20 protein-coding genes are annotated in these 25,608 nt (G+C 52.3%); 11 read left to right on the forward strand and 9 right to left on the reverse strand.

Annotated elements, in window-relative coordinates:
• Window positions 1-11 precede the first annotated feature (11 nt).
• The 5 genes from murG (at window position 12) to ftsZ (ending at window position 7,786) form a co-directional block, all read left to right on the forward strand.
• Window positions 12-1,178: an undecaprenyldiphospho-muramoylpentapeptide beta-N-acetylglucosaminyltransferase gene (murG, locus tag BUE76_RS07255; protein WP_083596364.1), complete on the forward strand. Its 1,167-nt coding sequence runs from the start codon at window positions 12-14 to the stop codon at window positions 1,176-1,178.
• Window positions 1,179-1,254: 76 nt separating this feature from the next.
• On the forward strand, window positions 1,255-2,691 hold the full coding sequence (gene murC, locus BUE76_RS07260) for a UDP-N-acetylmuramate--L-alanine ligase (RefSeq protein ID WP_073040417.1): 1,437 nt from the start codon (window positions 1,255-1,257) through the stop codon (window positions 2,689-2,691).
• Between the two features lie 68 nt (window positions 2,692-2,759).
• Window positions 2,760-3,911, forward strand: a complete 1,152-nt coding sequence (locus tag BUE76_RS25085) for a cell division protein FtsQ/DivIB (protein ID WP_143157210.1) — start codon at window positions 2,760-2,762, stop codon at window positions 3,909-3,911.
• 200 nt (window positions 3,912-4,111) lie between these two features.
• Window positions 4,112-5,482 (forward strand): cell division protein FtsA, encoded by a 1,371-nt coding sequence (gene ftsA / locus BUE76_RS07270; protein WP_073040412.1) that lies wholly within the window; start codon window positions 4,112-4,114, stop codon window positions 5,480-5,482.
• Window positions 5,483-5,764: 282 nt separating this feature from the next.
• The gene (gene ftsZ / locus BUE76_RS25280) at window positions 5,765-7,786 is read left to right on the forward strand and encodes a cell division protein FtsZ (RefSeq protein WP_073040410.1); all 2,022 of its coding nucleotides are present in this window, start codon (window positions 5,765-5,767) and stop codon (window positions 7,784-7,786) included.
• A gap of 320 nt (window positions 7,787-8,106) precedes the next feature.
• Here the strand turns inward: ftsZ and BUE76_RS07280 are convergent, their stop codons facing one another.
• Window positions 8,107-8,286, reverse strand: coding sequence for a hypothetical protein (locus BUE76_RS07280; protein ID WP_073040408.1), 180 nt, complete (start codon window positions 8,284-8,286; stop codon window positions 8,107-8,109).
• A gap of 148 nt (window positions 8,287-8,434) precedes the next feature.
• Entirely contained in the window at window positions 8,435-8,866 is a 432-nt protein-coding gene (locus BUE76_RS07285) for a response regulator (protein ID WP_073040406.1), read from the reverse strand.
• 286 nt (window positions 8,867-9,152) lie between these two features.
• Between BUE76_RS07285 and BUE76_RS07290 the strand changes: the two genes are divergently transcribed.
• Window positions 9,153-10,220, forward strand: a complete 1,068-nt coding sequence (locus BUE76_RS07290) for a chemotaxis protein CheB (RefSeq protein ID WP_073040404.1) — start codon at window positions 9,153-9,155, stop codon at window positions 10,218-10,220.
• Window positions 10,221-10,411: 191 nt separating this feature from the next.
• A complete protein-coding gene (locus BUE76_RS07295) occupies window positions 10,412-10,675 on the forward strand; it encodes a hypothetical protein (protein ID WP_073040403.1) in 264 nt (87 codons plus the stop codon).
• A gap of 95 nt (window positions 10,676-10,770) precedes the next feature.
• Here the strand turns inward: BUE76_RS07295 and BUE76_RS07300 are convergent, their stop codons facing one another.
• Window positions 10,771-13,692: a CheR family methyltransferase gene (locus BUE76_RS07300; RefSeq protein WP_073040401.1), complete on the reverse strand. Its 2,922-nt coding sequence runs from the start codon at window positions 13,690-13,692 to the stop codon at window positions 10,771-10,773.
• Between the two features lie 429 nt (window positions 13,693-14,121).
• Between BUE76_RS07300 and BUE76_RS07310 the strand changes: the two genes are divergently transcribed.
• Both BUE76_RS07310 and BUE76_RS07315 read left to right on the forward strand, forming a co-directional pair.
• Window positions 14,122-16,197 (forward strand): PAS domain-containing protein, encoded by a 2,076-nt coding sequence (locus tag BUE76_RS07310; protein WP_073040398.1) that lies wholly within the window; start codon window positions 14,122-14,124, stop codon window positions 16,195-16,197.
• 18 nt (window positions 16,198-16,215) lie between these two features.
• Complete coding sequence (locus BUE76_RS07315) at window positions 16,216-18,393, forward strand: PAS domain-containing protein (RefSeq protein ID WP_073040395.1); 2,178 nt, start codon at window positions 16,216-16,218, stop codon at window positions 18,391-18,393.
• A 100-nt stretch (window positions 18,394-18,493) separates the two neighbouring features.
• On the opposite strand, the gene BUE76_RS07320 is transcribed toward BUE76_RS07315, so the two are convergent.
• From BUE76_RS07320 to BUE76_RS07330, 3 genes are all read right to left on the reverse strand, one after another.
• Window positions 18,494-18,904: a DUF6717 family protein gene (locus tag BUE76_RS07320; RefSeq protein WP_073040393.1), complete on the reverse strand. Its 411-nt coding sequence runs from the start codon at window positions 18,902-18,904 to the stop codon at window positions 18,494-18,496.
• Window positions 18,905-19,024: 120 nt separating this feature from the next.
• Window positions 19,025-19,291, reverse strand: a complete 267-nt coding sequence (locus BUE76_RS07325) for a hypothetical protein (protein WP_073040391.1) — start codon at window positions 19,289-19,291, stop codon at window positions 19,025-19,027.
• A 285-nt stretch (window positions 19,292-19,576) separates the two neighbouring features.
• Complete coding sequence (locus BUE76_RS07330) at window positions 19,577-20,098, reverse strand: hypothetical protein (RefSeq protein WP_073040389.1); 522 nt, start codon at window positions 20,096-20,098, stop codon at window positions 19,577-19,579.
• 363 nt (window positions 20,099-20,461) lie between these two features.
• Here BUE76_RS07330 and BUE76_RS07335 point away from each other — a divergent pair, with 363 nt between their 5' ends.
• On the forward strand, window positions 20,462-21,397 hold the full coding sequence (locus BUE76_RS07335) for a TIGR01777 family oxidoreductase (protein ID WP_073040386.1): 936 nt from the start codon (window positions 20,462-20,464) through the stop codon (window positions 21,395-21,397).
• A gap of 73 nt (window positions 21,398-21,470) precedes the next feature.
• On the opposite strand, the gene BUE76_RS07340 is transcribed toward BUE76_RS07335, so the two are convergent.
• From BUE76_RS07340 to BUE76_RS07350, 3 genes are read right to left on the reverse strand one after another with little or no spacing between them, the layout of a single operon-like run.
• Window positions 21,471-22,811, reverse strand: a complete 1,341-nt coding sequence (locus BUE76_RS07340; RefSeq protein ID WP_073040385.1) for a M16 family metallopeptidase — start codon at window positions 22,809-22,811, stop codon at window positions 21,471-21,473.
• Window positions 22,812-22,813: 2 nt separating this feature from the next.
• Window positions 22,814-24,184, reverse strand: coding sequence for a M16 family metallopeptidase (locus tag BUE76_RS07345; protein WP_073040383.1), 1,371 nt, complete (start codon window positions 24,182-24,184; stop codon window positions 22,814-22,816).
• A 58-nt stretch (window positions 24,185-24,242) separates the two neighbouring features.
• Complete coding sequence (locus BUE76_RS07350; RefSeq protein WP_073040380.1) at window positions 24,243-24,905, reverse strand: peptidase M10; 663 nt, start codon at window positions 24,903-24,905, stop codon at window positions 24,243-24,245.
• Between the two features lie 107 nt (window positions 24,906-25,012).
• Here BUE76_RS07350 and BUE76_RS07355 point away from each other — a divergent pair, with 107 nt between their 5' ends.
• Complete coding sequence (locus tag BUE76_RS07355) at window positions 25,013-25,423, forward strand: hypothetical protein (RefSeq protein WP_143157209.1); 411 nt, start codon at window positions 25,013-25,015, stop codon at window positions 25,421-25,423.
• Window positions 25,424-25,608 lie beyond the last annotated feature (185 nt).

Consider the following 25,608-nt stretch of genomic DNA (forward strand, 5'->3'; position numbering starts at 1 on the left):
ATAAATAATTGATGACGCAAGTAAATACCAATACAAGGAGTGCTACTTCCTCCCTCCCCACCGGGGAGGGCCGGGGGGAGGCTTTGCGCGTCATCATTGCCGGTGGTGGCACAGGTGGTCATATTTTTCCTGCCATTGCCATTGCCAATGCCCTCCAAAAACAATATCCCAACACGGAGATTTTGTTTGTTGGTGCGAAGGGAAAGATGGAGATGGAGAAGGTGCCGCAGGCCGGTTACCGCATCGAAGGATTGGATATTGCAGGCTTCAACAGGAGCGCTTTGTGGAAGAATATTTTGCTGCCGGTAAAATTGCTAAAAAGCTTTTGGCAGGTACGCGTAATTATACGCAAATTTGCGCCCCACTTGGTAGTAGGCGTGGGTGGTTATTCTACCTTTCCGGTACTGCGTTTTGCGCAGGCCAAAGGCATTCCCACCTTCATTCATGAGGCCAATTCTTTTGCCGGCAAATCCAATATGTTGCTGGCAAAAGGTGCAACCAAAGTGTACACCGGTACCGGTGGCATGGAACAATTTTTCCCTGCCGAAAAGATCATGGTCACCGGCAACCCGGTACGTACCAGCATCGCCAATGCAAGTATTGCAAAAGCCGATGCGCTGAAGTTCTTTGGATTCGATGCAAATAAAAAGACCATCCTGGTTGTTGGTGGAAGCCTTGGCGCCAAAGCCATCAACGAGGCGGTAGATAAGCACCTCGATACTTTGCTTGCCGAAGGGCTGCAACTGATCTGGCAAACGGGCAAGCCTTATGGTGCCCGCGGTAAAGAAAGAGCCGAAGGCAAAGCGAGTGTTTGGGTCAACGAATTCATCACGCAAATGGAGCAGGCTTATGCCGCCGCCGATGTGGTGATTTCAAGAGCCGGTGCCATGTCGGTAGCAGAGCTGTCGATGCTGGGTAAGCCAACGGTATTTGTGCCTTATCCTTTCGCCGCCGAAGATCACCAAACCGCCAATGCGCAGTACCTGGTGCAAAAGGGCGCTGCACTGATGGTGAAGGATGGCGAGGCAATTGATAAAGTGGTGCCGCTGGCAATAAGCCTGGCAAAGGACGAGCAGCAGCAGGTGCAGCTGTCGCAAAACATAAAGAAAGAAGGCGTGCAGAACGCCGATGAGATAATTGCTGCTTCTATTTTGAAAGAAGTAGGAGTAGCTAAATAAACAGGGGCCTTCCAACCCCCTCCCCACCGGGGAGGGGCTCCTAATCCAAACCTAAAAGGAAGACTAAAGGGTTAGCATGGCGATACAGGAACATATCCAACTAGCGGTTGACAAGGCCAAGGCGGGCGGTGAAGTCTACTTCATCGGCATCGGCGGCATCGGCATGAGTGCCCTTGCCCGCTATTTCCATGCACGTGGGGCCAAGGTGAGCGGCTACGACAAGACGCCCACCGTGCTTACCCGCGAGCTGGAAGCCAGTGGTATTGCCATCCACTATACCGATGATCTGTCGCTGGCGCCACAGCACCCCGACCTGGTGGTGTTTACACCCGCCATCCCCAAGGATCACACTGAACTCAATCATTTTTTGAACAATGGTTTTGTGGTAACCAAGCGCAGCGATGTGCTGGGTGCCCTCACCAATGGTTCCTTCAATATCTGCGTGGCCGGCACGCATGGCAAGACTACCATTTCTACGATGGTGGGTCATGTGCTCCGCCATACGGGCTTTGGCTGCAATGCATTTTTGGGTGGTATCTCCACCAACTACGGCACCAATTTCTGGAGCAGTGAAAACGATGTATGCGTAGTGGAGGCCGACGAGTACGACCGCAGCTTCCTCAAGCTTTCACCCAATATTGCTGTTGTGTCGGCAATGGATGCCGATCACCTCGACATCTATGGCGATGAGAAAAGCCTGCAGGACACTTTTGTGCTCTTTGCACAACAGGTGAAAGAAGATGGATTGCTGCTCCACAAATACGGCCTTGGCCGCATGAGCGAGGTAAAAGGCGTTGCTAAAATCAGCTACAGCCATTCCTACGACTATGCGCAGGCTTATGCCGCCAATGTGCAGATGCACCTCGGAGGTTACCAATTCGACGCGGTGCTGCCCGGCGGTACCATTCCTGATGTGGAACTCCGTGTTGGCGGTATGCACAACGTGGAGAATGCCATGGCTGCCATTGCCATTGCAGCACACCTGGGCATTGAAGCCGATAAGATCAGGGCAGCCATCAGGGATTTCAAAGGGGTGAAACGCCGCTTCGAATACCAACTGGCTCCCGAAGTGCAGGAAGCTGGCGCCTTTGTGCAGCCCGTGTTCATCGATGATTATGCCCATCACCCCGAAGAGTTAAGGGCCTTGTTGAAAAGTGCTCGAGCTTTGTTTAAAGGACGCAAGATCACGGTGCTGTTTCAGCCCCACCTGTTCACCCGCACCCGCGACTTTGCCGAGGGTTTTGGCGAAAGCCTTTCCCTTGCCGATGAAGTGGTGCTGCTGCCCATCTACCCGGCACGCGAGCTGCCGATCGATGGCGTGAACAGCGAAATGCTCCTGCAATACATCAGCCGCGACAACAAGCGCATTGTGGAGAAAAGTGAAGTAGTGAACTGGATGGCGCAATACGCGCGAACCATCAACAAAGAATTTGGCGAAGTAATCATAACGGCAGGTGCCGGCGACATCGACACGCTGGTACAGCCGATTAAACAAGTATTGGAAAAAGCTTAACCGTGAATGGGCAATCGTGAATGGTGAATAAAACAACCATTGACGATTCACCATTCACCATTCATAATATGGCTTCAAACCGCACCATAAAACGCATCATCCTGGGCACCATCTGGAGCATCGTTGCCGGAGGTGTGGTGACCCTGCTGGTAGCTGCCAATGGCAAGCAACAGGTGCAGCACTGTGCCGATGTGCAGATTATGGTAAAGGGCACCGGCGAGCAGTATTATATCAGCAAAAGCGATATCGCCTTTTTGCTGAGTGCCAACGGCGAGCCTACCCTCAAGGGTATGAGCCTGGATGATATTGACCTCGCCCGGCTGGAGCGCAGGCTGGAAGGCCAGAGCTGGATACAGGATGCCGAGTTGTATTTCGACCGCACCAATGTGCTGCACGTAACGGTAACGGAACGCCAGCCCATTGCAAGGGTGTTTGCGGCCAACGGAACTTCTTTCTACATCGACAGTTCCGGTGCCAAGCTGCCCCTGCTGCGGCACATCACGGCCCGCCTGCCGGTGGTCACCAATTACCCTTCGGCTACAAGGCCGCTGGCTAAGGACAGTGCCGCCATGGCGCAAACACGGCAACTGGTGCAGTTCATAAACGGCCACCCGTTCTGGAGCGCACAGCTGGCACAGGTGGACATCACACCGGTTGGTGGTTTTGAATTGCTGCCCACCGTGGGCAACCACGTCATCCGCATCGGCAATACCGACAGCTTGGAAAGCAAGCTGGACCGCCTGATGCTTTTTTACAAGCAGGTGCTGAGCAAGGTAGGCTTTGATAAATACAGCGCCATCGACGTGCAGTTTGCCGGGCAGGTGGTAGCGGAGCACAAAGGCGCCAAATCGGGTGTGGACTCGGCTGCTTTGAAACGCAATATTGCCGAACTGCTGCGTGCCGACCAGATCATGAAGGCACACGAGGCAGCGGAGCAGGTAGCGGATAAAAACGCACCGGCAACCGACAAAGTGCAAAAGGTGCCTTCGACGGCAGCCGACCTGGTAGCACCCACATCGGGCAAAGCGCCAGAAGAGCCGAAGCCTGCAGCAGAAAAAGTTGAGGTTAAGGCTACGACGAAGGAGGAAGCTCCAAAAACTGTAAAGAAGGAGCCGGTAAAGCAAGCGCCGGCCCGCAAAGAGGAACCTAAGAAGAGCACTGCAAAGAAAGAACCGGCAAAAGAACAGAAGCCTAAGGCGGTAATGAAACCCAAAACCTGAGAAAAAAAGTTCCCTAAGCCCGGGTTGCAAGTTTGGGCAATGCATCCAACCCTTTGAAAAAGTAGAAAACAGCAGAACAATAGATCCGATGGAAATAGCGGTAAGACCTGAACAAGCTTACCTGCAGCCTGCGGATCAATCCAGACCCTTGAAAAACCGGAATCAAAACTGGTAACAAAAACAACTAAAAACAACGAACAATGAACAACGAGCAACCCATCATTGTCGGACTCGACATCGGTACTACCAAGATCGCTGTGATTGCCGGTAGGAAGAACGAGTTTGGCAAACTGGAGATTCTTGGCTTTGGACGGGCCAACTCCAATGGTGTGAAACACGGGCAGGTGCTCAACATCGACGAAACCATCAAGGCTATTCGTACGGCGCTGGACAACTGCTATGCCTCCAACCCTAACCTCGAAGTAAACGAAGTGTACGTAGGTATTGCCGGCCACCACATCAAGAGCCTGCAAACCCGTGGCGACATCGTGCGGCACGACACGGAAAACGAAATTTCGCAGCGCGAAATCACCCAGCTGATCGACGATCAGTACAAAACCTATATCCCCGCCGGCGACCAGATCATCGATGTGATCCCGCAGGAATTTACGGTGGATAATTTCCAGAACATCCCCAACCCCATTGGTTACAGCGGGGTTAAGGTGGGCGCCAATTTTCACATCATCACCGGCGACAAAAACGCCATCCGCAACATCAACCGTGCGGTGGAGCGTTCCAAACTCATTACCAAGGACCTGGTGCTGCAGCCCCTGGCATCTTCGGCTGCCGTTATGGCCAACGAAGACCTGGAAGCAGGCGTGGCCATCGTGGACATTGGTGGCGGTACCACCGATCTGGCCGTGTTCTACGAGGGCATCCTCAAGCACACCGCCGTTATTCCTTTTGCCGGCGAAAATATTACCAACGACATTAAAACCGGGCTGGGCGTACTGAAAGCCCAGGCCGAGCAGATGAAAGTGCAGTTTGGTTCGGCCCTCGCCAACGAGGCCAAAGCCAACGCCTATATCACCATCCCTGGCCTCCGCGGCATGCCTGCCAAAGAGATCAGCGTGAAGAACCTGGCCAATATTATCCAGGCACGTATGAGCGAGATCCTCGATTTCGTTACCTACCACCTGAAGCAGATCGGGCTGGACAACAAGATGCTCAACGGCGGTATCATCCTTACGGGTGGTGGCTCGCAGCTGAAGCACCTGGTACAGCTTACCGAATATGTAACCGGTTTGAACTGCCGCATTGGTCTCCCCACCGAGCACCTGGCAGCCGGTCACATCGAAGAGCTGGCCAAGCCCACTTATGCTACCTGTCTGGGCCTGATCCTGAAAGGCTACGACGACTACGAGCACAACCGCAAGCAGTTTGCAAAAGATTACAAGCGGGTTGAAGTTCCGGTGGAACTCCGCCAACCCATGGAAGTAGGCCCTGATGTAGAAGAAGAGGAAGAAGAAGTACGGGAAACCAGGCGCGAACGGGTTGTATCCAGTTTGTGGAGCAAGTTCAAAACCAACCTCATCGAAATTTTTAAAGAAGAGGAAGACCGGGCTTTGTAAGTCAGCAGCCGGTAGTTAAAAGTTCAGGGTAAGCACCGAACCGCTGTACGTTGAACCAATACCGGCAGAGAGAGGCCTTAGCAGTGTAGTGATAACTTCCAAGTTAAAAGTTCAAAGTTTTCAAACAGAAGCTTCTACCTTTTAACGAACAACTAAGTTCGCGTCAACCACCTTCGCAAACTGGTTTTGAACTTTTAACTGCCAACTGTGAACTGAAAAGCCGCCATCGGAAACGAATTTTTGCAAACAACAGCACCCTGGTGCTGACAACTTATCCCAATCATGATCCATTTTGATCTGCCAAAAGAAAAATCATCGATCATCAAAGTGATCGGTATTGGTGGGGGCGGAAGCAATGCCGTTAACCACATGTATAGCCAGAACATCGAGGGCGTGAACTTTATCATCGCCAATACCGATGCGCAGGCTATTGCCCAGAGCAATGTACCCAACAAGGTACAGCTGGGGCCACACCTCACCCAGGGCCTTGGCGCCGGCGCCAATCCCGAAATCGGCCGCCAGGCTACCGAAGAGAGCCTGGAAGAGCTCCGTGCCATGCTGGAAGTAAACACCAAGATGGCCTTTGTTACCGCCGGTATGGGTGGTGGCACCGGTACAGGTGGTGCGCCCATCGTAGCCAAAGTGTGTAAAGACCTCGGTATCCTTACCGTGGGTATCGTTACCACGCCTTTTGCCTACGAAGGCCGCAAGCGCCAGCTGCAGGCCGATGAGGGCATCAACAACCTGAAGCAGTATGTAGACACCCTGCTGGTGATCTCCAACGACAAGCTGCGCCACCAGTACGGCAACCTCAAAATGCGCGAGGCATTTGCTAAGGCCGACAATGTGCTGGCTACCGCTGCCAAATGTATCACCGATGTGATCAACAGTACCGGACAGATCAACGTCGATTTCGCAGATGTGTGCACCGTTATGCGCAATGGTGGTGTGGCCATCCTGGGTAATGCTGCCTGCAGCGGTGAAAACCGTGCACAGCGTGCCATCGAGGAAGCCCTCAACTCGCCCCTGCTCAACGATAACGATATCCGCGGTGCCAAGTGGATCCTCATCAACATCAACTCTGCCGAGGGTGATGATGAATTTACCATGGACGAAGTGGACATCATACAGAACTACCTGCTCAGCCAGGCTGGTGAAAACAGTGATGTGATCCTGGGACTGGGTTACGACAATACTTTGGGCGATAAGCTGGGTATCACCCTTATTGCTACAGGTTTTGAGTTTCACGATCCCTTTGTACCGGCCAATGCCGCCGCACAGCCTGCAGCAGCAGCTGATCCTGCCAAACCCGAAAAGATCGTAATGACGCTGGGGGGTGAAGACGTGGAAGCCAAGAAGCCTGCTCCCGAGCCTGCAGCACCCATTGATCCTTATGCGCCTACCCTGGTAGAAATGCCCATGGCACAAGCGCCCAAGCCGCAGCCCCAGCAGCCATCTGCACCTGCGCCGCGCCTGTTGTTTGAAGACACGTCGGCAGTTGAGCCCGAGCAGTCCATGTACATGCAGCTAAAGATCAAGGAGGAGCCTGTGCAGCCTGTACAACAGCAGCCTGTGCAACAGCCAGTACAGCAGCCGGTACAGCCACAGTTCCAACAGCCCGCACAGCCACAATATCAACAGCCGGTACAGCCGCAATTCCAGCAGCCCCAGCAGCCCGCTACCGATCCGGAGCAGGCCGAATGGGAAGCCCGCAAGCGTGCCCTGGACGAAAAGTTTGCCGCCCTGCACCGCACCATCGTGGCGCAGCAGCAAAACCCGCAAACACCGCCACCGCCGCCCAGCAGCCAGCCCATTAATCCCAACAGCCCTACATCGGGTGGCTACCTTGCCAGGCCTTCAAACATCTACGCCGACCAGCAGAAGCGCGATATGAACGCTTCCTTCCGCCCGGCCGATGAGCAGCCCCAGGCGTTTAACCAAAGCGACGAGGACTTCCACATGCAGCTGGTGATCCGTACCGATGGCCCGGCCACAGCACCCCAGGCACCGCCTGCCCAGCCCCCCGTTCAAGGCAATGCCGTAATGGACGATGCCGAAGAGCAACGCCGCCGTGCCGCCGAGCGCCTGCAAAAGCTGCGCAACCTGTCGTTCAACGTTAACGCAGCCGATCCCAACAACGAGTTCGAAAACGTACCGGCTTATATCCGCCGTAATATGGACCTGTCGTCCAACACGTCCACCGTTGAGAACTTTTACAGCAATTATTCCGTAAAGGCTGATGGAACGGGCAATACCCACATCAGCACCATCAATAGTTTTCTGGATGGAAAGAAACCAGACTAGGAGATTTGGGAGGTAAGATTTCGGATTTCGGAAAAGTTGGTAGGTGGTAAATGAACTGCGGGCCACCAATTCCGAAATCCCAAATCTGGAACCCGTAATCACCTGACCTCTGTTCTGAAAAGCCCTAAGGGCTTCTGTTTTTAGTTGTTCCCCCCACTGTTTTCAGTGGGGGTTTCTTTTTCCTGCTTATCTCAAATAAGCATGCTTTTGCTGGCTCTTACCCATGCAGAAATGGCTGTACCGGTGCAGGACGGGCATAAAAATGCCCTTCAATGGGGAAGGGCAATACACAAAGCCGGTAAAAGCAACCTTTTAGCTGTTTAGTTTTTGTGCTCAATTACTTCGGCACCCAGCTGGTTGCAGGCGGCATCAATGCTATTGGGCGCAAAGCAGCCTTTTACCGTAAGCATACGGGTATTGGTATAATAGCCCCCTTCCTGCTGCTGGATAAAGCGGCCCAGGTTTTCAAGCGAAGGGAAGCGCAGGGTAACGGTTTTCATGGATGGATATTGGATATTTATAGGGTCACTGATCATAGTGTTCATAAACTGGTATATGCAAATTGCTTTCCAGCCCTGGCAGCCCCGCTGCCCGCACCGGAATGTACATTGTTTTTAAACTAAATTTTATCAAAAATAAAATTCCGGGTCAGGCAGCTTGTTTTGCCTGCACCTGTGGTCCACATAAATCTATAATCCTGCCAATAGTATTTTTCATCTGGTCGTAAGCTATTGGTTTTGTAATCATTTCAGTTTCCAGGCTATCGCAGAATTTTTTGTCCAAAGCACTGCTGGAAGTGGTAAACATCACCACCGGTATATTGCGGAACTGCGCGTTGGCTTTTAGGAAGGACAATGTGTCCTTGCCACCAAAAACAGGCATATTCATGTCCAATACAATGAGGCAGGGCTGGTCATGATCGCCCGCCTGCTGGAGTGCATCGATGAGTTCTTTGCCTTGGGTGAATTCTACCACTTCGTGGTGGGGCGCATGGGCTTCCACTACTTCCCGGAATAAAAGCAGGTCATCCTGGTCGTCGTCGGCCCAAAAAATGGTGTGTTTGCTCGTAAGATTATCCATGGTTTGCATGCTTGTTAATTGAAACTCTGGTATCGGCGATGGCCATCAGCTCCGGGTGCTGCCGGTAGTAAACGCTGGCCGCATTGCCCCGGGTGGTTTCAATGTTTGCACAAAAATCAACCAGAACCCTTACTGTCATTTGTTAGAATAGGCGCAAGGGCTTATTGCATCGGTAAATTCCAGTTTTGATGCGGTGGGGTACTCCAAGGTGATCGTGCCTTGCTCTTAAACCTGCACCAGCAAGGTTGTTCCTGCGAAGGGGCATACCTATTGCTTCCAATGGGGCATGGAAGTTCAACAAAGTGAAGGGCCCAAATACGTCATTGTAATTGGTGCTTCGGCAGGCGGCCTTCAATCGATATTGGAGTTGATGGCCCAGGTAACCGAAGAAATGGATGCCGCTATCTTGGTGGTCATGCACACACCCAGCACCTCCCATGGTGATGTGGTGATACAGCGGTTGCAGCACAATTCGGTTTTTACCTGTAAGCTGGCCGAAAACGGCGAGCCCATCCGGTCCCGGCATTTTTACCTGGCAGTGCCCGACAGGCACCTGCTCATCAGGCAGGGGAAAATCATGCTGGGACAGGGGCCGGTAGAAAACCGGTGGCGGCCCGCCATCGATGTGCTGTTTCGCTCCGCTGCGGTAGCCTACAACAGCCGCACCATCGGCATCATCCTTACCGGTATGCTGGAAGACGGTACAGCAGGCATGCAGTTTATCAAAGAATGCGGCGGCACCTGTATTGTGCAGGACCCCGCCGAAGCCGAATACCCCGACATGCCCCTTTCGGTACTGCGCAATGTGCCGGTAGATTATTGTACAACCCTCCAGCGCATTGCTTTTATCATACAGGAAAAAGCCCGCAACGGGGTAAACGAACCCGCCAAGGTGCCGGTAAGGCTGGCCAAAGAGGCGCAGATTGCTGAAAGAGTAGCCCTTGGCATTGAACTGGCGTTCGACCTGGGCGGAAAGCCTGCACCTTACTCCTGCCCCGAATGTGGGGGCGCCACCTGGGAGATCCAGGAAGGTGAGGTAACCCGCTACCGCTGCCATACAGGACATATGTTTTCGGAATTCTCCATGCTGGAAGGAAAGCGCGAGGAACTGGAATCTACCTTCTGGGTGATCTTGCGGATACTGGAAGAACGCCGCAGCCTGCTGCTGAAAATGGCTGCAGAAGAAGAGCGGAAAGGGTGGGCAAGGAGTGCCAACTTCAAGAGGGAAAGGGCCGGGGAGCTGGAAGTGCATATCAGCAGGGTGCGCGAGCTCCTGTTTGCCGCCACGGCCGCCCCCGAAAACCTGTACGATGACCCGGAGATGGATCCGGGTGAAACAGGAGGGGCCGGATAGACATCCGGCCCCATTTGAATCCAATATCCTATGAAAAACAGTACAAGGATAATTCCTTCGTGTTTAGGAACGCTGCCTACTTACCCACAACGGTTTGAAGCCTTCGGGAAAACGGGGTAGCGTTGGTGTTGTGTATATTATAATTATGTCTAATTGGTTGTGCTGGTTAAATTGCTTTTAAATGGAACGTGATGGCAAGATTATTCAGCATAGATATCCCATTTGAAAACAAGCATTACACAGCCCTGGTAAGCGTAAAAGAGCATGGCCCTGACTTATATTGCACGGTTCGCTATATCGAAAAAGACCTGAGGCATATTCTTTCCGGCGACCAGCTGGTTATTAGTCTTAAGGACGGGTTAAAGCAACCCTGCCACCTGCCCAGCGAGCTGGCGCACAATCTTTTTCAATGCACTGCCCAGGTGTTGAACCAGCACCTGGAACACCGCGCCTGATACTGTTCCTTTTTCTCATGTATAAGCAATCGTCCCCTGCTTTTTAGCAGGGGTTTTTGTCGTTGAGCAGCAGCCCTGCACCAGGGGCATATATGTTATGCTGCATTGATCTCCTGTATCACCACGCAACTGCCAATATAACCCAGGAACTGGCCTTCGGGGCTGAAGTTGGGTTTGGCCTTGTTATGCAGCAATTTGTATTCGGTATCGTGGTACAGCACCCGGTACTTCAGTTCGAAAGGCAGCTTTTCCTGGAAACAATCATCAAAAAGCTTTTTAAGCCGGGGCCGGTCTTCGGGGTGTACATCGTCCATCCATCCTTTTACCAGGGCCTCTTCCATGGTATCGCTTCTAAACTCGAGCCATGCCTTGTTGAAGAAGGTGGCCTTTTTATCCTTATCCGTCACCCAGATCATCACGGGTGCATTATCAGCCAGGTTGCGGAACCACAACTCCCGGTCGGCAATGATTTGCTGTGCCCTGCGGTGCTCCGTAATATCTTCCAGTGCCAGCAGGGTCAGCTGGTCGCTATGAATACGCTGCACAATGCGGCGGGCATTGATGACCAGGGTTTTTTCGCCGATGCCGGCAAAATTGTGGGTGATCTCCAACCCGTGTATATAGGCATTACCCGGCAGTTTTTCTTCCAGCAGTTGGCGCAATTCGGGTATATCCCACTGCCGGCTGTTGAGCTCGTACAGCATGCGCCCTTCGGTATGTTCTTCGCGCAGCTGGAACATTCTATAAAACTGGAAGTTGGCCAGCTTTACCCGCAAGTTGCGGTCGAGGATGAGCAGGGCTTCACGGATGGTGGAAAAAACCGCCTGTGCATAATCCTGCGATTCGGTCAGCTGCTCGTTGCGCAACTGCAGCTCCTGGTTGATGGTGATCAGCTCCTCGTTGCTCGACTCAACTTCCTCCTTCGATGTTTCCAGCTCTTCGTTGATGCTTTGCAGCTCTTCGTTTGCCGAAACAATTTCCTCGTTTGCCGACTGGAGCTCTTCCACCGAAGCTTCCTGCTCTTCCACGATGCTGCGCATGTCTTCGCGCAGTGCCGACAACTCGGTTTCCAGTTGCTTTACCCGGTGGTCTTTGAGCGCCGACAGTTCTACTTCGGGCGGCAGGCCGGACTCTGAAAAAGCCACCAGGAAGTAGGATTCCTCCAGCTCCGACTTAATGGGTACCACCTCCACGTTGATGCGCATTACCTTGTCGTTGTAGGTAAGTTCCAGGTCGCTTTTTTTAACGGCTTCCCCGCTCTTGATGGCCTTGTGCACCGTATTGCGCAGCTCAAATGCCAGCCCCGGCCGGGCCATCTTCAGCAGGTTGAGGCTGGCTTTGCCGGGTGTAGGCTCCAGGAAGATACCTGTAGAGCCCCTGAACTGCACGATGTCCATATCGTGGTTGATAACAACCGAAGCCGGGGTAAACTTTTTCAGCAGCAGGGTGTCCACCGCTTTTTCCAGGTCCTGGTCGTCGTTGCGGCTGGCGGCTACCGTTTTTTGCTTTGTAATGGCTTGCACCCGGTGGCCAACGGGCAGGAGGTAGCTCATTGGGAACAGGGCCTTTGCCGGTGTATCTTTTTTCTTGGCAAACACTTTTACCTTCTTATCTACCTGCGAGAACAGGTAGGCCGAGCTACCCACCGTTTCCGACTTGCCCAATACCAGGTACCCGTTGTTGTTGAGGGCATAGTGGAAAGTGGACATGATTTTTTGCTGCAGGTTGTTGTCGATATAAATCAAAAAATTGCAGCAGCTCACCAGGTCGAGGCGCGAGAAGGGCGGGTCGAGGGTGATATTCTGGGTGGCAAATACGCAGAGGTCGCGGATGGATTTGTTAATCCGGAACTGGCCATCCACCTTGGTAAAAAAGCGTTGCAGCCTTTTGGGGCTGATGCCCGTGATTTCGTCGGTGCTGTACATGCCCAAGCGTGCCTTATGGATGGCCGTTTCGCTGAGGTCGGAGGCAAATATCTGGATGGGATGGGTGCCATGGTGTTCGCCCAGCACCTCTATCAGTATGATGGCAATGGAATACACTTCCTGTCCGCTGGAGCAGGCAGGCACCCAAATGCGGATGGGCTCATTGTGTTGCTTGGCGGCAATGATTTCGGGGAACAGTTTGTTTTTGAGGTATTCTGTTGTTTCCTTATCGCGGAAAAAATGCGTGACATTGATTAGCAGGTCGTTGAACAGCTGCTGCGTTTCGGCCGGGTGTGCGCGCATGTACTGCACGTAATCCTGCAGGGTATTCAGTTTGTGCAGCAGTATCCTGCGGATGATGCGCCGCTTGATGGTACTCATCTTGTACTGCCCAAAGTCCACGCTGGTAGCTTTCTGCACCATTTGCAGGATAATGATCAGGTCCTTATCCTTGTTGCTCAGCAGCTCGCCGCTGGGGTCCTGCAGGGCACTGAAATAAAAGTCCTTTTGCCTGCCGAGGCTGTTGAGTTCTTCGGCAATTTCTTTTGGCGACAATACCAGGTCCACCGCATCGATGGCAATAGCCGTTTGGGGCATGCTTTGGAATTGCGCCGACGCATCCTGGGCAAACGAAAGGCCGCCAGCAGCTTTAATGGCTTTCAGACCCTGGGCGCCATCGCCGTCGGCACCCGAAAGCACCACGCCGATGGCCAGCTCCTTGTAGGCGTCGGCCACGGAGCTGAACAGCCTGTTGATGGGCATATGGTCGTACCCTTCCGATGCCCGCTTGGCAAGCCGGAAAAGTCCTTCTTTCAGGGTCAGTTCTTTTCCCGGCGGCACTATGTAAAAGACATCTGGCTGTACCTCCATTCCTTCTTCGGCAACCAGCACCGGCACTTTGGTTTTTTTTGCCAGCAGGGGCACCATCTGGCTGTCAAAATCGGCTGGCTGGTGCTGCAGGTACACATAAGCGATACCGTTTTGGGAGGTAAGATGGCTCACCAGTTCCCGCACGGCTTCAAAAGCACCGGCCGAGCCGCCAATGCCGGCAACCAGCAGCGGTTTATCTTGTTGAATATTGTTGTTTGTCATTCTGATTCAATAGTATAGGCAAAGAATCGTCCAAAAAAGTCTGGAACTTCAAAGGTAGGCATGTGCCTGCATGACCCCGGCAACAAAAAAAAGAAGCAGTTGGGGTTAACTGTTATGCCAAGCTGCTATTTCCCGGCATTGTATTGGTTAGGAGTTTGGCAAAAGCTTGTTGTAGATTGGCTGCCGTACCCGTTAGTACCAATACTATTACCTGCGATGGATATCCTATTTATTTATCCACCGCTTTTTTAATGGGTTTGCCGGATCAGGTTAAAAGGGCTGTGGAAAAGTTCAATTCTTCCTGTTTGATCGATACCGGTAATTTGGGCTTGTATTTAATTACTTATTCGTTGCGCTTTGCCTTTCAGCCCTTTAACCCATACTGACCCTATGTATCGCCTGTATTGAAACCAACCATGGAGGACCGTCTTGAAAGAGCAATTGAAAGAAGCAACAGCCATTAACCCTGAGCATGCACCCAGGCAGGTGCTGCTGTCCATCAACGCTAAGCTGGCCTTATTACAGGGTGCCTGGAGCTGGGACCTCCATAGTGCTGCGGTTTATTGCTCCGATGTGATGGCTTTTTCCCAAAATTTTGAAGGTACCAAGGGCATCATACATCCCGAGGACCTGGAGAAACTGAAGGCCGCTCTTTCGCTGCTCCCCGAAATGACCATCGGCAGGCTCAGCTTCCGGATGATCACCACTTTTGGCGAGATAAAGGAGCTAGTGGGCAGCCAGGTACAGCTGTCCGAAATCGAACCCTGGATGGCCGAACAGTATGAAACTGCAGAAAACTGGGAAGCCCGCCTGCGCAACCAGGCGCAACAGAAAGAAACCACTTTCCTGCGGTTGCGCAATTCCCTCGCCGATACAAGTGAACGACATGCTGACGCCGGTTCCTGGTACATCAATAAGGTAAGCGGCGAAACCTGGTACTCGGACAATATGTACCGCTTGCATGGGGTGCCGCCGCAAAGCCTGAATGCACACCCCCACACCTTTAATATTTTTATTCACCCCGAGGATAAGGTTGTTGTGCAGGAAGCTTTCGAACAGGCCTTTTCCGGCGAGCTGCCCCTGCACCTCGACTACCGCATCATCCGTCCCGGTGGCGAGTGGGTATGGGTGCGGCAAATAACCTATTGGGGCTTCAACAACCAGGGCCAGCCCGTACTGGGCGGTTTGCTGCGCAGCCTCCAGGAAGCGCAGCAGCTGCAGGCCCAGCTGGAGGCATCCGATTTGCAACTCAGGATACAGCAGCAGGTATTGCAGCAGGCAGAAAAACAAAGCCAGTTTGGGTACTGGATCATGAACCTGGTAACCCGCAAAACCAATTTTTCGGCCGCCTACCTCCGCATCCATGGCCTTAAAACAGGCACCGTGGCAACACAGTCCTTCTTTCTGAACCTGGTGCACCCCGACGACAAGGCACTGGTAGCTGAAAGGATGAAAAACCTGAACAAAACCCATGAGCTACCCGAAACCGAGTACCGGATCATCCGCCCAGACGGCAAGGTTCGGTACCTGCAGCTAAGCGGCAAGCTATCCGTTTTTGCAAACAATGAACTGGTAATGGTAGCCGTTGCCAACGATATTACCGCCCGGAAGGCCCAGGAACAAACCCTCCAGGAACTGAACGATACCGTTATACTTCAAAACAATACCCTGCTGCAAATGGAAGAGGTGGGCGAGCTGGCTTCCCTGGTGCTTTTCCCCGATGGCAGCATGCGCTGGAGCGATGGCTTATACCGCCTGCTGGGCTACCGGCCCAAGTCGGTAGAACCCCTGCTGGTTATATGGCGTAAAAGTGTACACCCTGCCGACCTGAAGGTGTTCAACGACAATTTCAACCTGCTGTTAAACGAACAGCTGGTAGCACCGTTTTCTTTCCGCGTCATCACCCGCACCGGGGTGCGGCTGGTGGTGCTTTCCTTTAGTTCTGTTACCGAGCAGGGCAGGGTGGCCATGGTAGGCATCCTGCAGGACCTCACCCACCGGCAGGACCAGGAGCGGCAATCGGGCATGCAGGAGCGGTACAACCGTTTGCTGGAAGACGTTTCCAAGGATATACTCATTTATACCAACACAGAAAATACCATCCTCGGCTGGAATGCTGCCGCCGTTGCCAAAACCGGTATTGAAAAAGAAAAGGCCATTGGCGCCAACCTGTTCGACTGCCTGCCGGCATTGCGCAGCGAAACCTTCCTGGCGCAGCTGAATGCCGCCCTCGAAGGCCGGGAGGTACAGGTGCAAAAGGGCCGGTTCCAGTACCTGCCTGGACCGCAAAGCTTCCAGCTGAGCCCGCACCTCGATGAGTCCGGTACCGTGCACGGCGTGCTGCACCTGGTGCAGGATATTGCACGGGAGCTGGACCTGCAGCAGCAATTGAGCGAACGCCTCAGCTTTATAGAAAGCCTGGTAGATGCAAGTGTTGACCGTATTGTGGTGCTGGACAAGCACATGAACTACCTGTACTGGAATCCCAGGGCGGAAGCTTATTAAGCCCTGACCAAGGAACGGGTGCTGGGTAAAAATATCCTGGAGGTTTTCCCTGCTTTCCGCAACGACCCCAGCTACCAGGAGTTCAGGCGGGCGCTGAAAGGCGAAACGGTACATATACCTGCCAGTTTTACACCGGGGCAGCAGCATTATTTTGAAACCTACCTCATACCCGTACGGGATGAGGATGGAACGGTGAATGCAGTGTTGTGGATGGTGCACGACCTAACCCGGGAAGGCCGGCTGCAGCTGGAGCGCCAGTACGCACTGGAAATGCTGCAGGAAGAGCACCGCCGGTTGAGTGAAGCCCAGGCTATTGGTCATATCGGTAGCTTTGAATGGAACCGGGGCATGGATGAAGTGAGCTGGTCGGACGAGCTCTACTGCATCATGGGCATGGAGCCCCAGTCAAGAACGATACTGGCCTCCGAAACCGACAACTGGCTCCATCCCGAAGACCAGCAAGCTGTACTGGCCCTTAAAATGCAGTCTTTTGAACAGCCCGGTTTTTACCACATCGACCACCGCATTACCCGGCCTGGAGATGGTAAGGTCATCTATGTGGCGCACCGTTTTGAAAGCATGGCCGATGAAAGCGGGCAGGTGGTGCGGGTGCACGGTACCCTGCAGGATATTACCCCGCAGGTAGAAGTACGCCAAAAAATAGAAGCCAGTGAAAACCTGTTGCGATCGGCCGAAAGGGTAGCCCAATCCGGCAGTTATGAAGTAGAGCTGGCAACCATGACCTTCCAGTTTTCTGAAGGCATGTACCGGCTTTTCGGCGAAGTGCCTTATTCCTTCGAGCCTTCCCTTGATTTTATTGATTTCCGCTCGCACCCCGACGATATTGCCCCGATTAAGGCCATACTTGAAAAGGCCGCCAGCGACCGGCAGCCGTATTATTATACCCGCCGCATTTACCGGAAAGATGGTGAGCTGCGCACCCTGGAAGCGCATGGACAGGTAGAAACGGACAGCCAGGGCAATGCCGTCCGGTTTATAGGCCTGGTGCAGGACATTACCGAAAAGCAGTTGGCCGCACAAAACCTGAAACAGCAGGCGGAGTTTCTGAAAAGCATCACCGATGCGGTGCCCGATATGATTGGGGTGGTGGACCTGCCTGCGCAAAAAGTGCAATTTTTAAACCGGGATCTATTTGCCGCCAACGGGCTTAACCCCGATGCGCTGGAACAGAGGGCATGGGAAGAACTGGAACAATATGTTCACCCCGACGACCGGGAGCGGCTGGGACAGTATAAAAGGCAGCTGATAAGTTTGGAAAAAAATGCGGTAGCAATGATTGATTTCCGCTGCTTGTCGGGCAACCAGACCTTATGGTTGCGCAACCGCACCAAGGTGTTCCGGTACAGCCAGGAAGGCCAGCCTACCCACCTGCTCACCATTTTCCAGGATGTAAGCAGTACCTATGCGGCACAGGAAACCCTCAGCCAGCTGAATGCTTCTCTGCAACAGAAGAACCGCGAGCTGGAAACTAAAAATGAAGAGATCACTTCTTATGCCTTTATTACCAGCCACGATTTGAAGGAACCCATACGCAAGATTCACACCTTTACCGATATGTTGCGGTTAAGGGATGGCGACAGGCTTTCGGAAACAGGGCTGGATTTGCTGAACCGGATGTCCGCTTCGGTACAAAGGCTTGATTACCTGATCGGCGACCTGTTATCGCTTTCGCGGATTCATGCCGAGGATGCCCACTTTGAAGAGGTGTGCCTGTCAGAGGTGTTGGACAATGTCAAAGGCGAACTGGAAGCAGAGATCCAGGCAAGCGGGGCAAAAATCCTGGCCGGTGACCTGCCGGTGATCCGGGCCATAAAAATCCAGGTATTTTACCTGTTTAAAAATTTGCTGAGCAATGCCATGAAGTTCCAGGAGCCCGGAAACCAGCCTGCTGTGCATATAAGTGCGCAATTTGTAGGTAGTAATGTGCCTAAGGAAAAAGGCGGTTCGGGCGACTTTGTGAAAGTTTCTATTTCGGATAACGGCATTGGTTTCGACCCCAAGTACAGCGACCTGGTGTTCCGCATCTTCCAGCGGCTCCACAACAAGGAGGCTTTTGGCGGCACCGGCATGGGCCTGGCCATTTGCCGTAAGGTGATGGAAAACCACCGCGGCTTTATAGAAGTGAAAAGCCAACCCGGAAAGGGTACCAGCTTTTGTTGTTATTTCCCCGTTTAATTGCAGGTTTGCGTTGGGGGATTTCGGGTGTTGTGCAGCTGGGTAAGCCTGCTTCCTTTTCCAACTGCCGAAATCCCGGGTTCCTTATCCAAAAGATTTCCTACTCCTTGTTGCCCAGCTTAAAAAAGATCCGTTGCGGCAGGTCGCCAAACACCAGCAGGCTGGTGTCGCATACCCAAATGCGGTGTTCGCTGGGGCTGCGTTGTGCCGATACCCGGTAAAAGGCGCCTCCTTCGGGACCGGTACACATTTCCACCAACTCGAGCATCCGGGCTCCCTCAAAAGGTTGGGTGTGCAGGAAAACGGTAAAGCGTTTCCGGCGGCGGGCAATCCATTGCATCAGCCCGTCTGTAATACTGGCTACTTCAGTAAAAGCCTGATGGCTTTTACTTTTCAGGTATTTAGCTATACCGATATACCAGCGGCCTTCTTCTTGAAAAATGGTGAGTTCTTGTATGTCGCCGGGTGTTATGGAAATACCAGCAACAGATGGTTGAACAAGGGTATGCATGATTGTTTTTTTGGCTTACAACCGAAAAATTACCAGGGCAAAAGCCCCGGAAGGAGCAAGCTTCAGGCGTGTTGAAAATCTGAAAAAGTTAATTGCCTACAGGAACGGTCAGGATCCTTGCTAGCCGGAAATAAGCTCCAGCTTCTGGTGAAGTGCCGAGGCTATGGACAAAATCAGTTCGTGGAGGCGGGACTCCTTTTCTGCAATAGGACATAGGTCGGCAATGCTGTTAAATATGATCCTGCCTTCCGGGAGCAATTGCTTCAGATGCTCATCACCTGGTACAACGGTATAACGGGGATATTTTCCCTGGTTGCTGTATGCGGTAACCAAGGCCGTGTACTGGTGGTGTTGAAAATCAAAATCAATTGAAAAAATACGCGCCATATTCAAGCTTCCTCTGGTAGTGCAAATTAGAAGGGTTAAAACAGGTTATAAAAATAAGATATACATGTCTGGTGTTGATGCTTGCGGAAAACAGCTTGACCTATACTGTGGAAAACCTTTCCGGGCACAGGCTGGCACGACAGTAAAAAATAACGGCAGGAAATTCCTGCCGCACTGGGTGTTGTTTTCAGGGAAAATCATTTGAAGGGGACTGGTTGGCTTTGCTAGCTTAATAGGAGCACTCAGTATGTTTCAAAAACTACCTTAATCTGAAGACCAGGTCCTTTATTGGGGATAGGTAACGCCTGCTTCCATTCCCAGTTGGTCGTGATAGGGATGGTTTTGGTAAGCATTTTTACGTTCCAGCGATTTCTTGTGCAGCCAGTTCATGGCTGCCGCTGCTACCAGCCCGCCAATTACATAAAGGCCAAGGGTCATGCTTTGCGAAGCTTTGCTGCGGTACGAAGGCGCCGAAAGCAGGCCCACACGTTGGGGAACCAGCAAGGCGCCCAGTCCGGCTGCAATGCCCAGGGCAGCGCCGCGGGTCCATACATCCTTGCTGCTGCCGATGCCGGCAACACTATAATACAAGGCATTGCTCACCAGGTCGCCAACCAATGCCGCAGTGTACAACTTTTTGGGTGGCGGGGGCAGGGTGCCGGAACGCATCATGATGCGCGACATGGCTTCCATGCCCACCAGGTCCATACGGGGTGCCTTGGGAACAATATTTTTTACCGATTCGTGGATAAGCGTAATGGCAGCTGCACCAATCAGGCCGCCGCCTAAAGCTATAGTTGGTTTCATATGCTGGTGTATTTAGGGCAACTATGAAAAATCAATGCCAAGATCTTTGGGTATTGGTGATTGGGAACTAGGTATTGGGTATTGGTGATTGGGAATTGTTTAGTTGAAATTTACTTCAGTGATAGAAGAACTGTTTTCAGTAAGGATTTGGGTCGGGCTTACTACCTGGTATTAGATCAATTTCAAGGTGTTCGCTGCTTTACCCGGGAGGTACTTGCTTAACAAAAATTTATTAAGGAGGAAATTTCATTATTGATACCCAATACCCAATACCTAATTCCTAATACCTAATCCCCAATCACTATTCACCACTCACCATTCCTCCCCAACAATCCGCATCTTTGTTTGTCTCTACACCACACTATGGCTACAGTAATCATTACCGGCGGTACAGGACTTATTGGCAGGGCTTTATGTACGGCACTGGCAGGCAAAGGACATGAAGTAATCATTCTAACCCGGAAGGTGCCCAATAAAACAAAGCCCCGGGCAGGCATATCTTATGCGCTGTGGAATGTGGAGGCGCAAACCATTGATGAAAAAGCCATTGGCCGTGCCGACTTTATCGTGCACCTGGCCGGCGCCAATGTAGCCGATGGCCGCTGGACGGAAGCCCGCAAACAGGAAATTGTAGACAGCCGCGTACATAGTGGGCGGCTGCTGGTGAAAGCCCTGAAGGAAACACCCAACAAGGTGCAGGCGGTCATCAGCTCCTCCGCCATTGGCTGGTATGGCCCCGACCCACAAATACCCAATCCTCGTCCCTTTGTAGAAACGGACCCGGTAGACAGGTCATTCCTGGGTACTACCTGCAAGGCATGGGAAGACGCCATTGCACCGGTCGCTGCCATGGGCAAAAGGCTGGTATACCTGCGCACCGGTATCGTACTGAGCCAGGAAGGCGGTGCTTATAAAGAGTTTCGCAAACCCCTCGGCTTTGGCGTGGCCAGCATATTGGGCAATGGCAGGCAGGTGGTGAGCTGGATTCATATCGACGATATTGTTGGCCTCTACATCAAAGCCATGGAAGACGGCAGCTGGAGCGGCCCTTACAACGGTGTTGCGCCTCAACCTGTAAGCAGCAAAACCCTGATCCAAACCATGGCCAAAGTAAAAGGCGGCCTGGCCATCCCGGCGCCGGTTCCTGCTTTTGTACTCAAAACCATGCTGGGTGAAATGAGCATTGAAGTACTGAAGAGTGCCACCGTGAGCAGCCGCAAGGCAGAAGCGGGTGGATATCATTTCCAGTACCCCGATGTGCTGAGCGCAGTAAAAGCTTTGGAAGGAAAACAGCAATAAAAAACTTTGCGCCTTAGCGCCTTTGCGAGACATATTGCTCGCAAAGGCGCAGAGGCGCAAAGAAGTTTGATCGTTAGAAGGTCTTTACATCTTTAGGGAGCGGCGGTGCGTCCTTCTGGATGTATAAAGCCTGGTTTACTTTTTTCGGATCTCCCTGGTAGGCCCAGGTGATGTTGGTGATATACTTGGAAAACACCCGGTTGATGTCGGCAAGCGACACTTTCTGCATATCATCCTTTACCGTCATGGCCCGCTTCCAGTTGCCGTGTATCACCTCGTTGCTGGCCAGGGCACCGGCCATGGCACTGTTGGTTTCCTGGCGGTAATAGGTTTCCGAGATATACCCCGTTTTGCGGTCCTTCAATTCTTTTTCAGTAAAACCTTCGCGCTTTATTTTCTCTATCAGGTTGCGGGCTACTGCCACGTACTTATCCGGTTCGGTGGTGGTTACATAGATATTGGCATAAGGCGTCAGCCCTCCGCTGAACCAAACCTGGGGTGCATAAGACAAGCCCTGGTTGCTGCGTACTTCCACAAAATGCCGGGTATAGAAAATCCGCATGGCCAGCACAAAGGCATTGTAATCGGGGGTGCCGGGTTGGGGTGCTCCAGTAATGCCTTTAATATAGTTGGTTGCGATATCCTTCTGCTCGGGTTTGATGGTGTTGGCAGGCGGGGTATAGCTGTCTTTTTTTACTACAAATGGCTGCCCTGCCGGGATACGATCCAGCATGGCGCTGATCTTTTGCTCCAGCTCGGCGCGGGGCACTTCGCCTACCACCACCATGGTGAGCCTGCCGCGGTTCAGCAATTTCTTATAAAAGGCCTTTGTCTCTTCGGCAGTAAGCTTGCCAACAGTAGCAACCGTGCCCTGTGGCCTTTTGGCATAGGCCTTCCCGGCAAAGGCAAGGTTCATCGATAGCTGGTCGATGGCTGCATCGGGGTTTGATTCCTCAGCCTTCAAACCGGTGATGGCGTCCTGCTTCATGCGGGCAAATTCTTTAGCATCAAAGCGGGGCTGGGTTAGGGCATCAACATACAGGGGCCATACCTGCTCCAGGTCGGCGCGGATGCAGTTCATCCGGAACGAAGAAAAATCACGTCCGGCACCACCACCCACCTGTGCGCTTACTTTATCCAGCTTGTTCTTGAAACTGTTCTTGTCGTCTTTAACCGTGCCGCATTCGGTAAGCGCCGTGATGGCGAGGTTCTCGATACCAGCTTTATCGGCGGTGTAGTTGTACACGCCACCCTTGATGATGGTAAGCACTTCCACGATGTCGTTGCCGCTGGGTTGTACAATCACTTTTACCCCGCTGATGTTCATTTCGTAGGGGTCTTTCAGCTGTGCCCCGGCTGCCATGGGTAGCAGGCAACAGCAGGCGATAATTATTTTATGGATATAGCTGCGCATGGTTAGAGGTCTTTAGTGGTGAAGAATTCTGCAGGCTTGATCTGCTTGTTCATTTCGGGATTGATGATGAGCCCGGCAACATAGGGTTTGCCTTTTATGTACTTGTTCACATAGTTGGTGATATCCTGACGGCTTACCTGCTGCAGGTTCTGTACATAGTTGGTGTAATAATCCAGTGAGGCGCTGCACCACCAATAAGTCATACCCATACTCAGGGTGGAAGGCTTTTCCTTGCTGCGGATATCGTTGCGGATCATGTTTTCCTTGGCAGTTGCTATCTGTTCATCGGTCAGGTAACCGGGTTCCGAAAACTGGGCGATTTGCTTCATCATCTCTGCATAGCACTCCTTCATCTTGCCTGGGTTGGGCAGCACATAAATAAAGATGGGGCCAACATACTTGGCGGTTTGGTAGCCCATATCTACCGCGGAAGCAAGGCCCTTATCCACCAGGGCCTGCTGCCATTTGGAGGAGTTGAGTTTGAGTGCTGCCGAAAACAGGTCGGCTGCCAGCGTACCTGCCGAATCGTTGCGGGTATCGGGGCCATGCCAGCCCAGCATGATATAAGGGGTTTGGGCAATGTTGGACTCTTTTACAAAATACTGGGTTTGGGTAAGCGGCTTAAACTCCGGTAGCGGGTATTTTTCATTGGGCTCAAAACCGCTATGGGCCCAGTCGCCATAAATGTTTTCAGCAAGGGCAAAAGCCTTGTCGTGCTGTACATCGCCGGTAATTACCAGTATGCTGTTGTTGGGATGGTAGTATTTGTCCTTGATGGTCATCATTTTTTGCGGCGTGGCCGTGTTGATAACATCGTGGTCGCCAATAGCGTTTTTACGGGTAAACAGGTCGCCCCACAAACGCTTATTTACATCGATCCACAGCTGGAACCCGGGGTCGCTTTCGGCACGCTGGAATTCGCCATCCACCACGGGTCTTTCCTTTTGCATGTCCTCGGGCCGGTAAATGGGAAAACGCATGGCCGCGTTCATAAACTTGAGTCCTGCTTCGAGGCTGTCCCTGTCAAACGTGAAATAATAGTTTACCCTTTCATCGCCGGTAGTACCGTTCCAGATCATCCCCAGTTCTTCGGTGCGGGCAATAAACTGCTCCTGGTTGGGATAGTCTTTGTTGGCTTTGAAGAACATGTGCTCAAAGAGGTGCGACAAGCCACTGAATTCAGGGCCTTCGGTGTAAGCGCCGTTTTTGACGGCCATCTCGATGGTGGCCAACGGCACGCGGTTGTTTTCAATAACCACCACTTCAAGTCCGTTGGGCAGCTTGCGCCAGAAATAATTGGGGGGCAGTTTGGGCTGGGCATGCAGTAAAGTGCCCATGCAGCCGAGTAAGGTTAACAGTAAAATCTTTCGCATAGTGTATGTGTTTGGTGAAAGAACCGCACATAAAATACTGCGAATTGGATATTGGGTGTTAACCCATGTGATAGCTGGTGTGGTTATCGTGATAAACGTTGGTAAAATCGCCAACAACGGCGCTGTTGCCCTGCCAGCGCAGGCGGTGCAGGCGCAGGGCTCTGATATCAGCAGGCAGCACGCGGCGGTGCATGGGGTGGAGGGTGCCGCCTTTTTGTCCGGCAGGAACCAAAGGGTCGTATTGGTACTGCGGATCCACCAGGGTGCCCCTTGGGTACATGATACCCGGTGTGCCCTTGCCCCTGATATCCAGTTCTTCGGGGTGGTCGAGGCCTAAAGTGTGGCCGTATTCGTGGGCTGCTGTTGTAGAACCTGCGTATAAATTTTCAAGCAAAAAATACCCGCTGTTGCAACCCAGCCCGTCCACAAAGGAAATATTGGTGGCGGCAAAGTTTTCGATGCGGAAATAGTTGTTCCGCGGGTCGGTGTTTTGGTAAATGTCGATGTCAAGCATCTGGTCGGCAACACTTGCCGTAATGCGGAATTGGGGTGTAAACAGTAGCCGACCGATTTCCACCTGCGCCTTTGGTTCGTTCCACAATGTTTCCACTTCATCTCGCAGTTGTTCGGCCAATTGAGGGGTGGCTGCACTACCGTAAAAAATAAAGTGCGAGTGAATGGTGATCGTCCTGTTGTGTGCATCGAGTTCTGCTGCGCCCATAATCTGTTATTGCCGGTTATCGAATTTGGGCCCTGTTTTGCAAAGCGCCCTTTTTCTTTGCTGCAAATTTTATACTGCTTATGCTGCGTACGGTTGTTTCATGCGCAATGCTTTTTTTGCTGCTTGCTTCCTGCACCAAAGATCCCGAGCCGGAGGTGGTGTTGGAAAAGCCTGTTGAGAAAAAAGTGATCTACCAGGTTTTTGCCGCAAAAGATTATAGTCCTGCCCTATTTGATAAAGTGCAAACAACGGTAACGCTGACCGTTGGTGCCGTTGCCAATAAAACCGGTACGTTCACCAAGATATGGGACACTACGCTTAATGGGCATATCCGCACCTTCCCGCAATTTGATCAGAAGATCCAGATCGAAAAGACCTTCACCCTGGTTGAAAGTGCTGAAAAGTTGCAGGTAGCCAAAAGCGTGCGCTACGATGACAATGGACAAATCCAACAATCGGCTAGCTTTGAACCGGTACCTACCGGGACGAATATCTTTTTGATGGGGGTGGGGTTGTGAATGGGCAATGGTGAATGGTGAGTAGTGAATTGTGATTGGGAATTAGGTATTGGGAAGCCGCCCGTCATTGCGAGGCGCAGCAACAGCCATTCAAATTTGAAAGCTTGCGCGCCGAAGCAAGCCCCTGCCGCTGTAAAACACTAAAGCTGACCAGTATAGATACCCTTATTGCTGGGGATTGCTTT

The sequence above is a fragment of the Cnuella takakiae genome, from assembly GCF_001953305.1.
GTDB classification, from domain to species: Bacteria; Bacteroidota; Bacteroidia; order Chitinophagales; family Chitinophagaceae; genus Flavisolibacter; species Flavisolibacter takakiae.

Excerpts from the sequence above, each read along its gene's own strand:
- BUE76_RS07335 (WP_073040386.1), top strand. The coding sequence starts at position 20,462 with ATGGCTACAGTAATCATTACCGGCGGTACAGGACTTATTGGCAGGGCT.
- BUE76_RS07320 (WP_073040393.1), bottom strand. The coding sequence starts at position 18,904 with ATGCATACCCTTGTTCAACCATCTGTTGCTGGTATTTCCATAACACCC.
- ftsA (WP_073040412.1), top strand. The coding sequence starts at position 4,112 with ATGAACAACGAGCAACCCATCATTGTCGGACTCGACATCGGTACTACC.
- BUE76_RS07325 (WP_073040391.1), bottom strand. The coding sequence starts at position 19,291 with ATGGCGCGTATTTTTTCAATTGATTTTGATTTTCAACACCACCAGTAC.
- BUE76_RS07340 (WP_073040385.1), bottom strand. The coding sequence starts at position 22,811 with ATGCGCAGCTATATCCATAAAATAATTATCGCCTGCTGTTGCCTGCTA.
- BUE76_RS07300 (WP_073040401.1), bottom strand. The coding sequence starts at position 13,692 with ATGACAAACAACAATATTCAACAAGATAAACCGCTGCTGGTTGCCGGC.
- BUE76_RS07350 (WP_073040380.1), bottom strand. The coding sequence starts at position 24,905 with ATGGGCGCAGCAGAACTCGATGCACACAACAGGACGATCACCATTCAC.
- BUE76_RS07280 (WP_073040408.1), bottom strand. The coding sequence starts at position 8,286 with ATGAAAACCGTTACCCTGCGCTTCCCTTCGCTTGAAAACCTGGGCCGC.
- BUE76_RS07330 (WP_073040389.1), bottom strand. The coding sequence starts at position 20,098 with ATGAAACCAACTATAGCTTTAGGCGGCGGCCTGATTGGTGCAGCTGCC.
- murG (WP_083596364.1), top strand. The coding sequence starts at position 12 with ATGACGCAAGTAAATACCAATACAAGGAGTGCTACTTCCTCCCTCCCC.
- BUE76_RS07290 (WP_073040404.1), top strand. The coding sequence starts at position 9,153 with ATGGAAGTTCAACAAAGTGAAGGGCCCAAATACGTCATTGTAATTGGT.
- murC (WP_073040417.1), top strand. The coding sequence starts at position 1,255 with ATGGCGATACAGGAACATATCCAACTAGCGGTTGACAAGGCCAAGGCG.
- BUE76_RS07285 (WP_073040406.1), bottom strand. The coding sequence starts at position 8,866 with ATGGATAATCTTACGAGCAAACACACCATTTTTTGGGCCGACGACGAC.
- BUE76_RS07355 (WP_143157209.1), top strand. The coding sequence starts at position 25,013 with ATGCTTTTTTTGCTGCTTGCTTCCTGCACCAAAGATCCCGAGCCGGAG.
- BUE76_RS07295 (WP_073040403.1), top strand. The coding sequence starts at position 10,412 with ATGGCAAGATTATTCAGCATAGATATCCCATTTGAAAACAAGCATTAC.
- BUE76_RS07345 (WP_073040383.1), bottom strand. The coding sequence starts at position 24,184 with ATGCGAAAGATTTTACTGTTAACCTTACTCGGCTGCATGGGCACTTTA.
- BUE76_RS25085 (WP_143157210.1), top strand. The coding sequence starts at position 2,760 with ATGGCTTCAAACCGCACCATAAAACGCATCATCCTGGGCACCATCTGG.
- ftsZ (WP_073040410.1), top strand. The coding sequence starts at position 5,765 with ATGATCCATTTTGATCTGCCAAAAGAAAAATCATCGATCATCAAAGTG.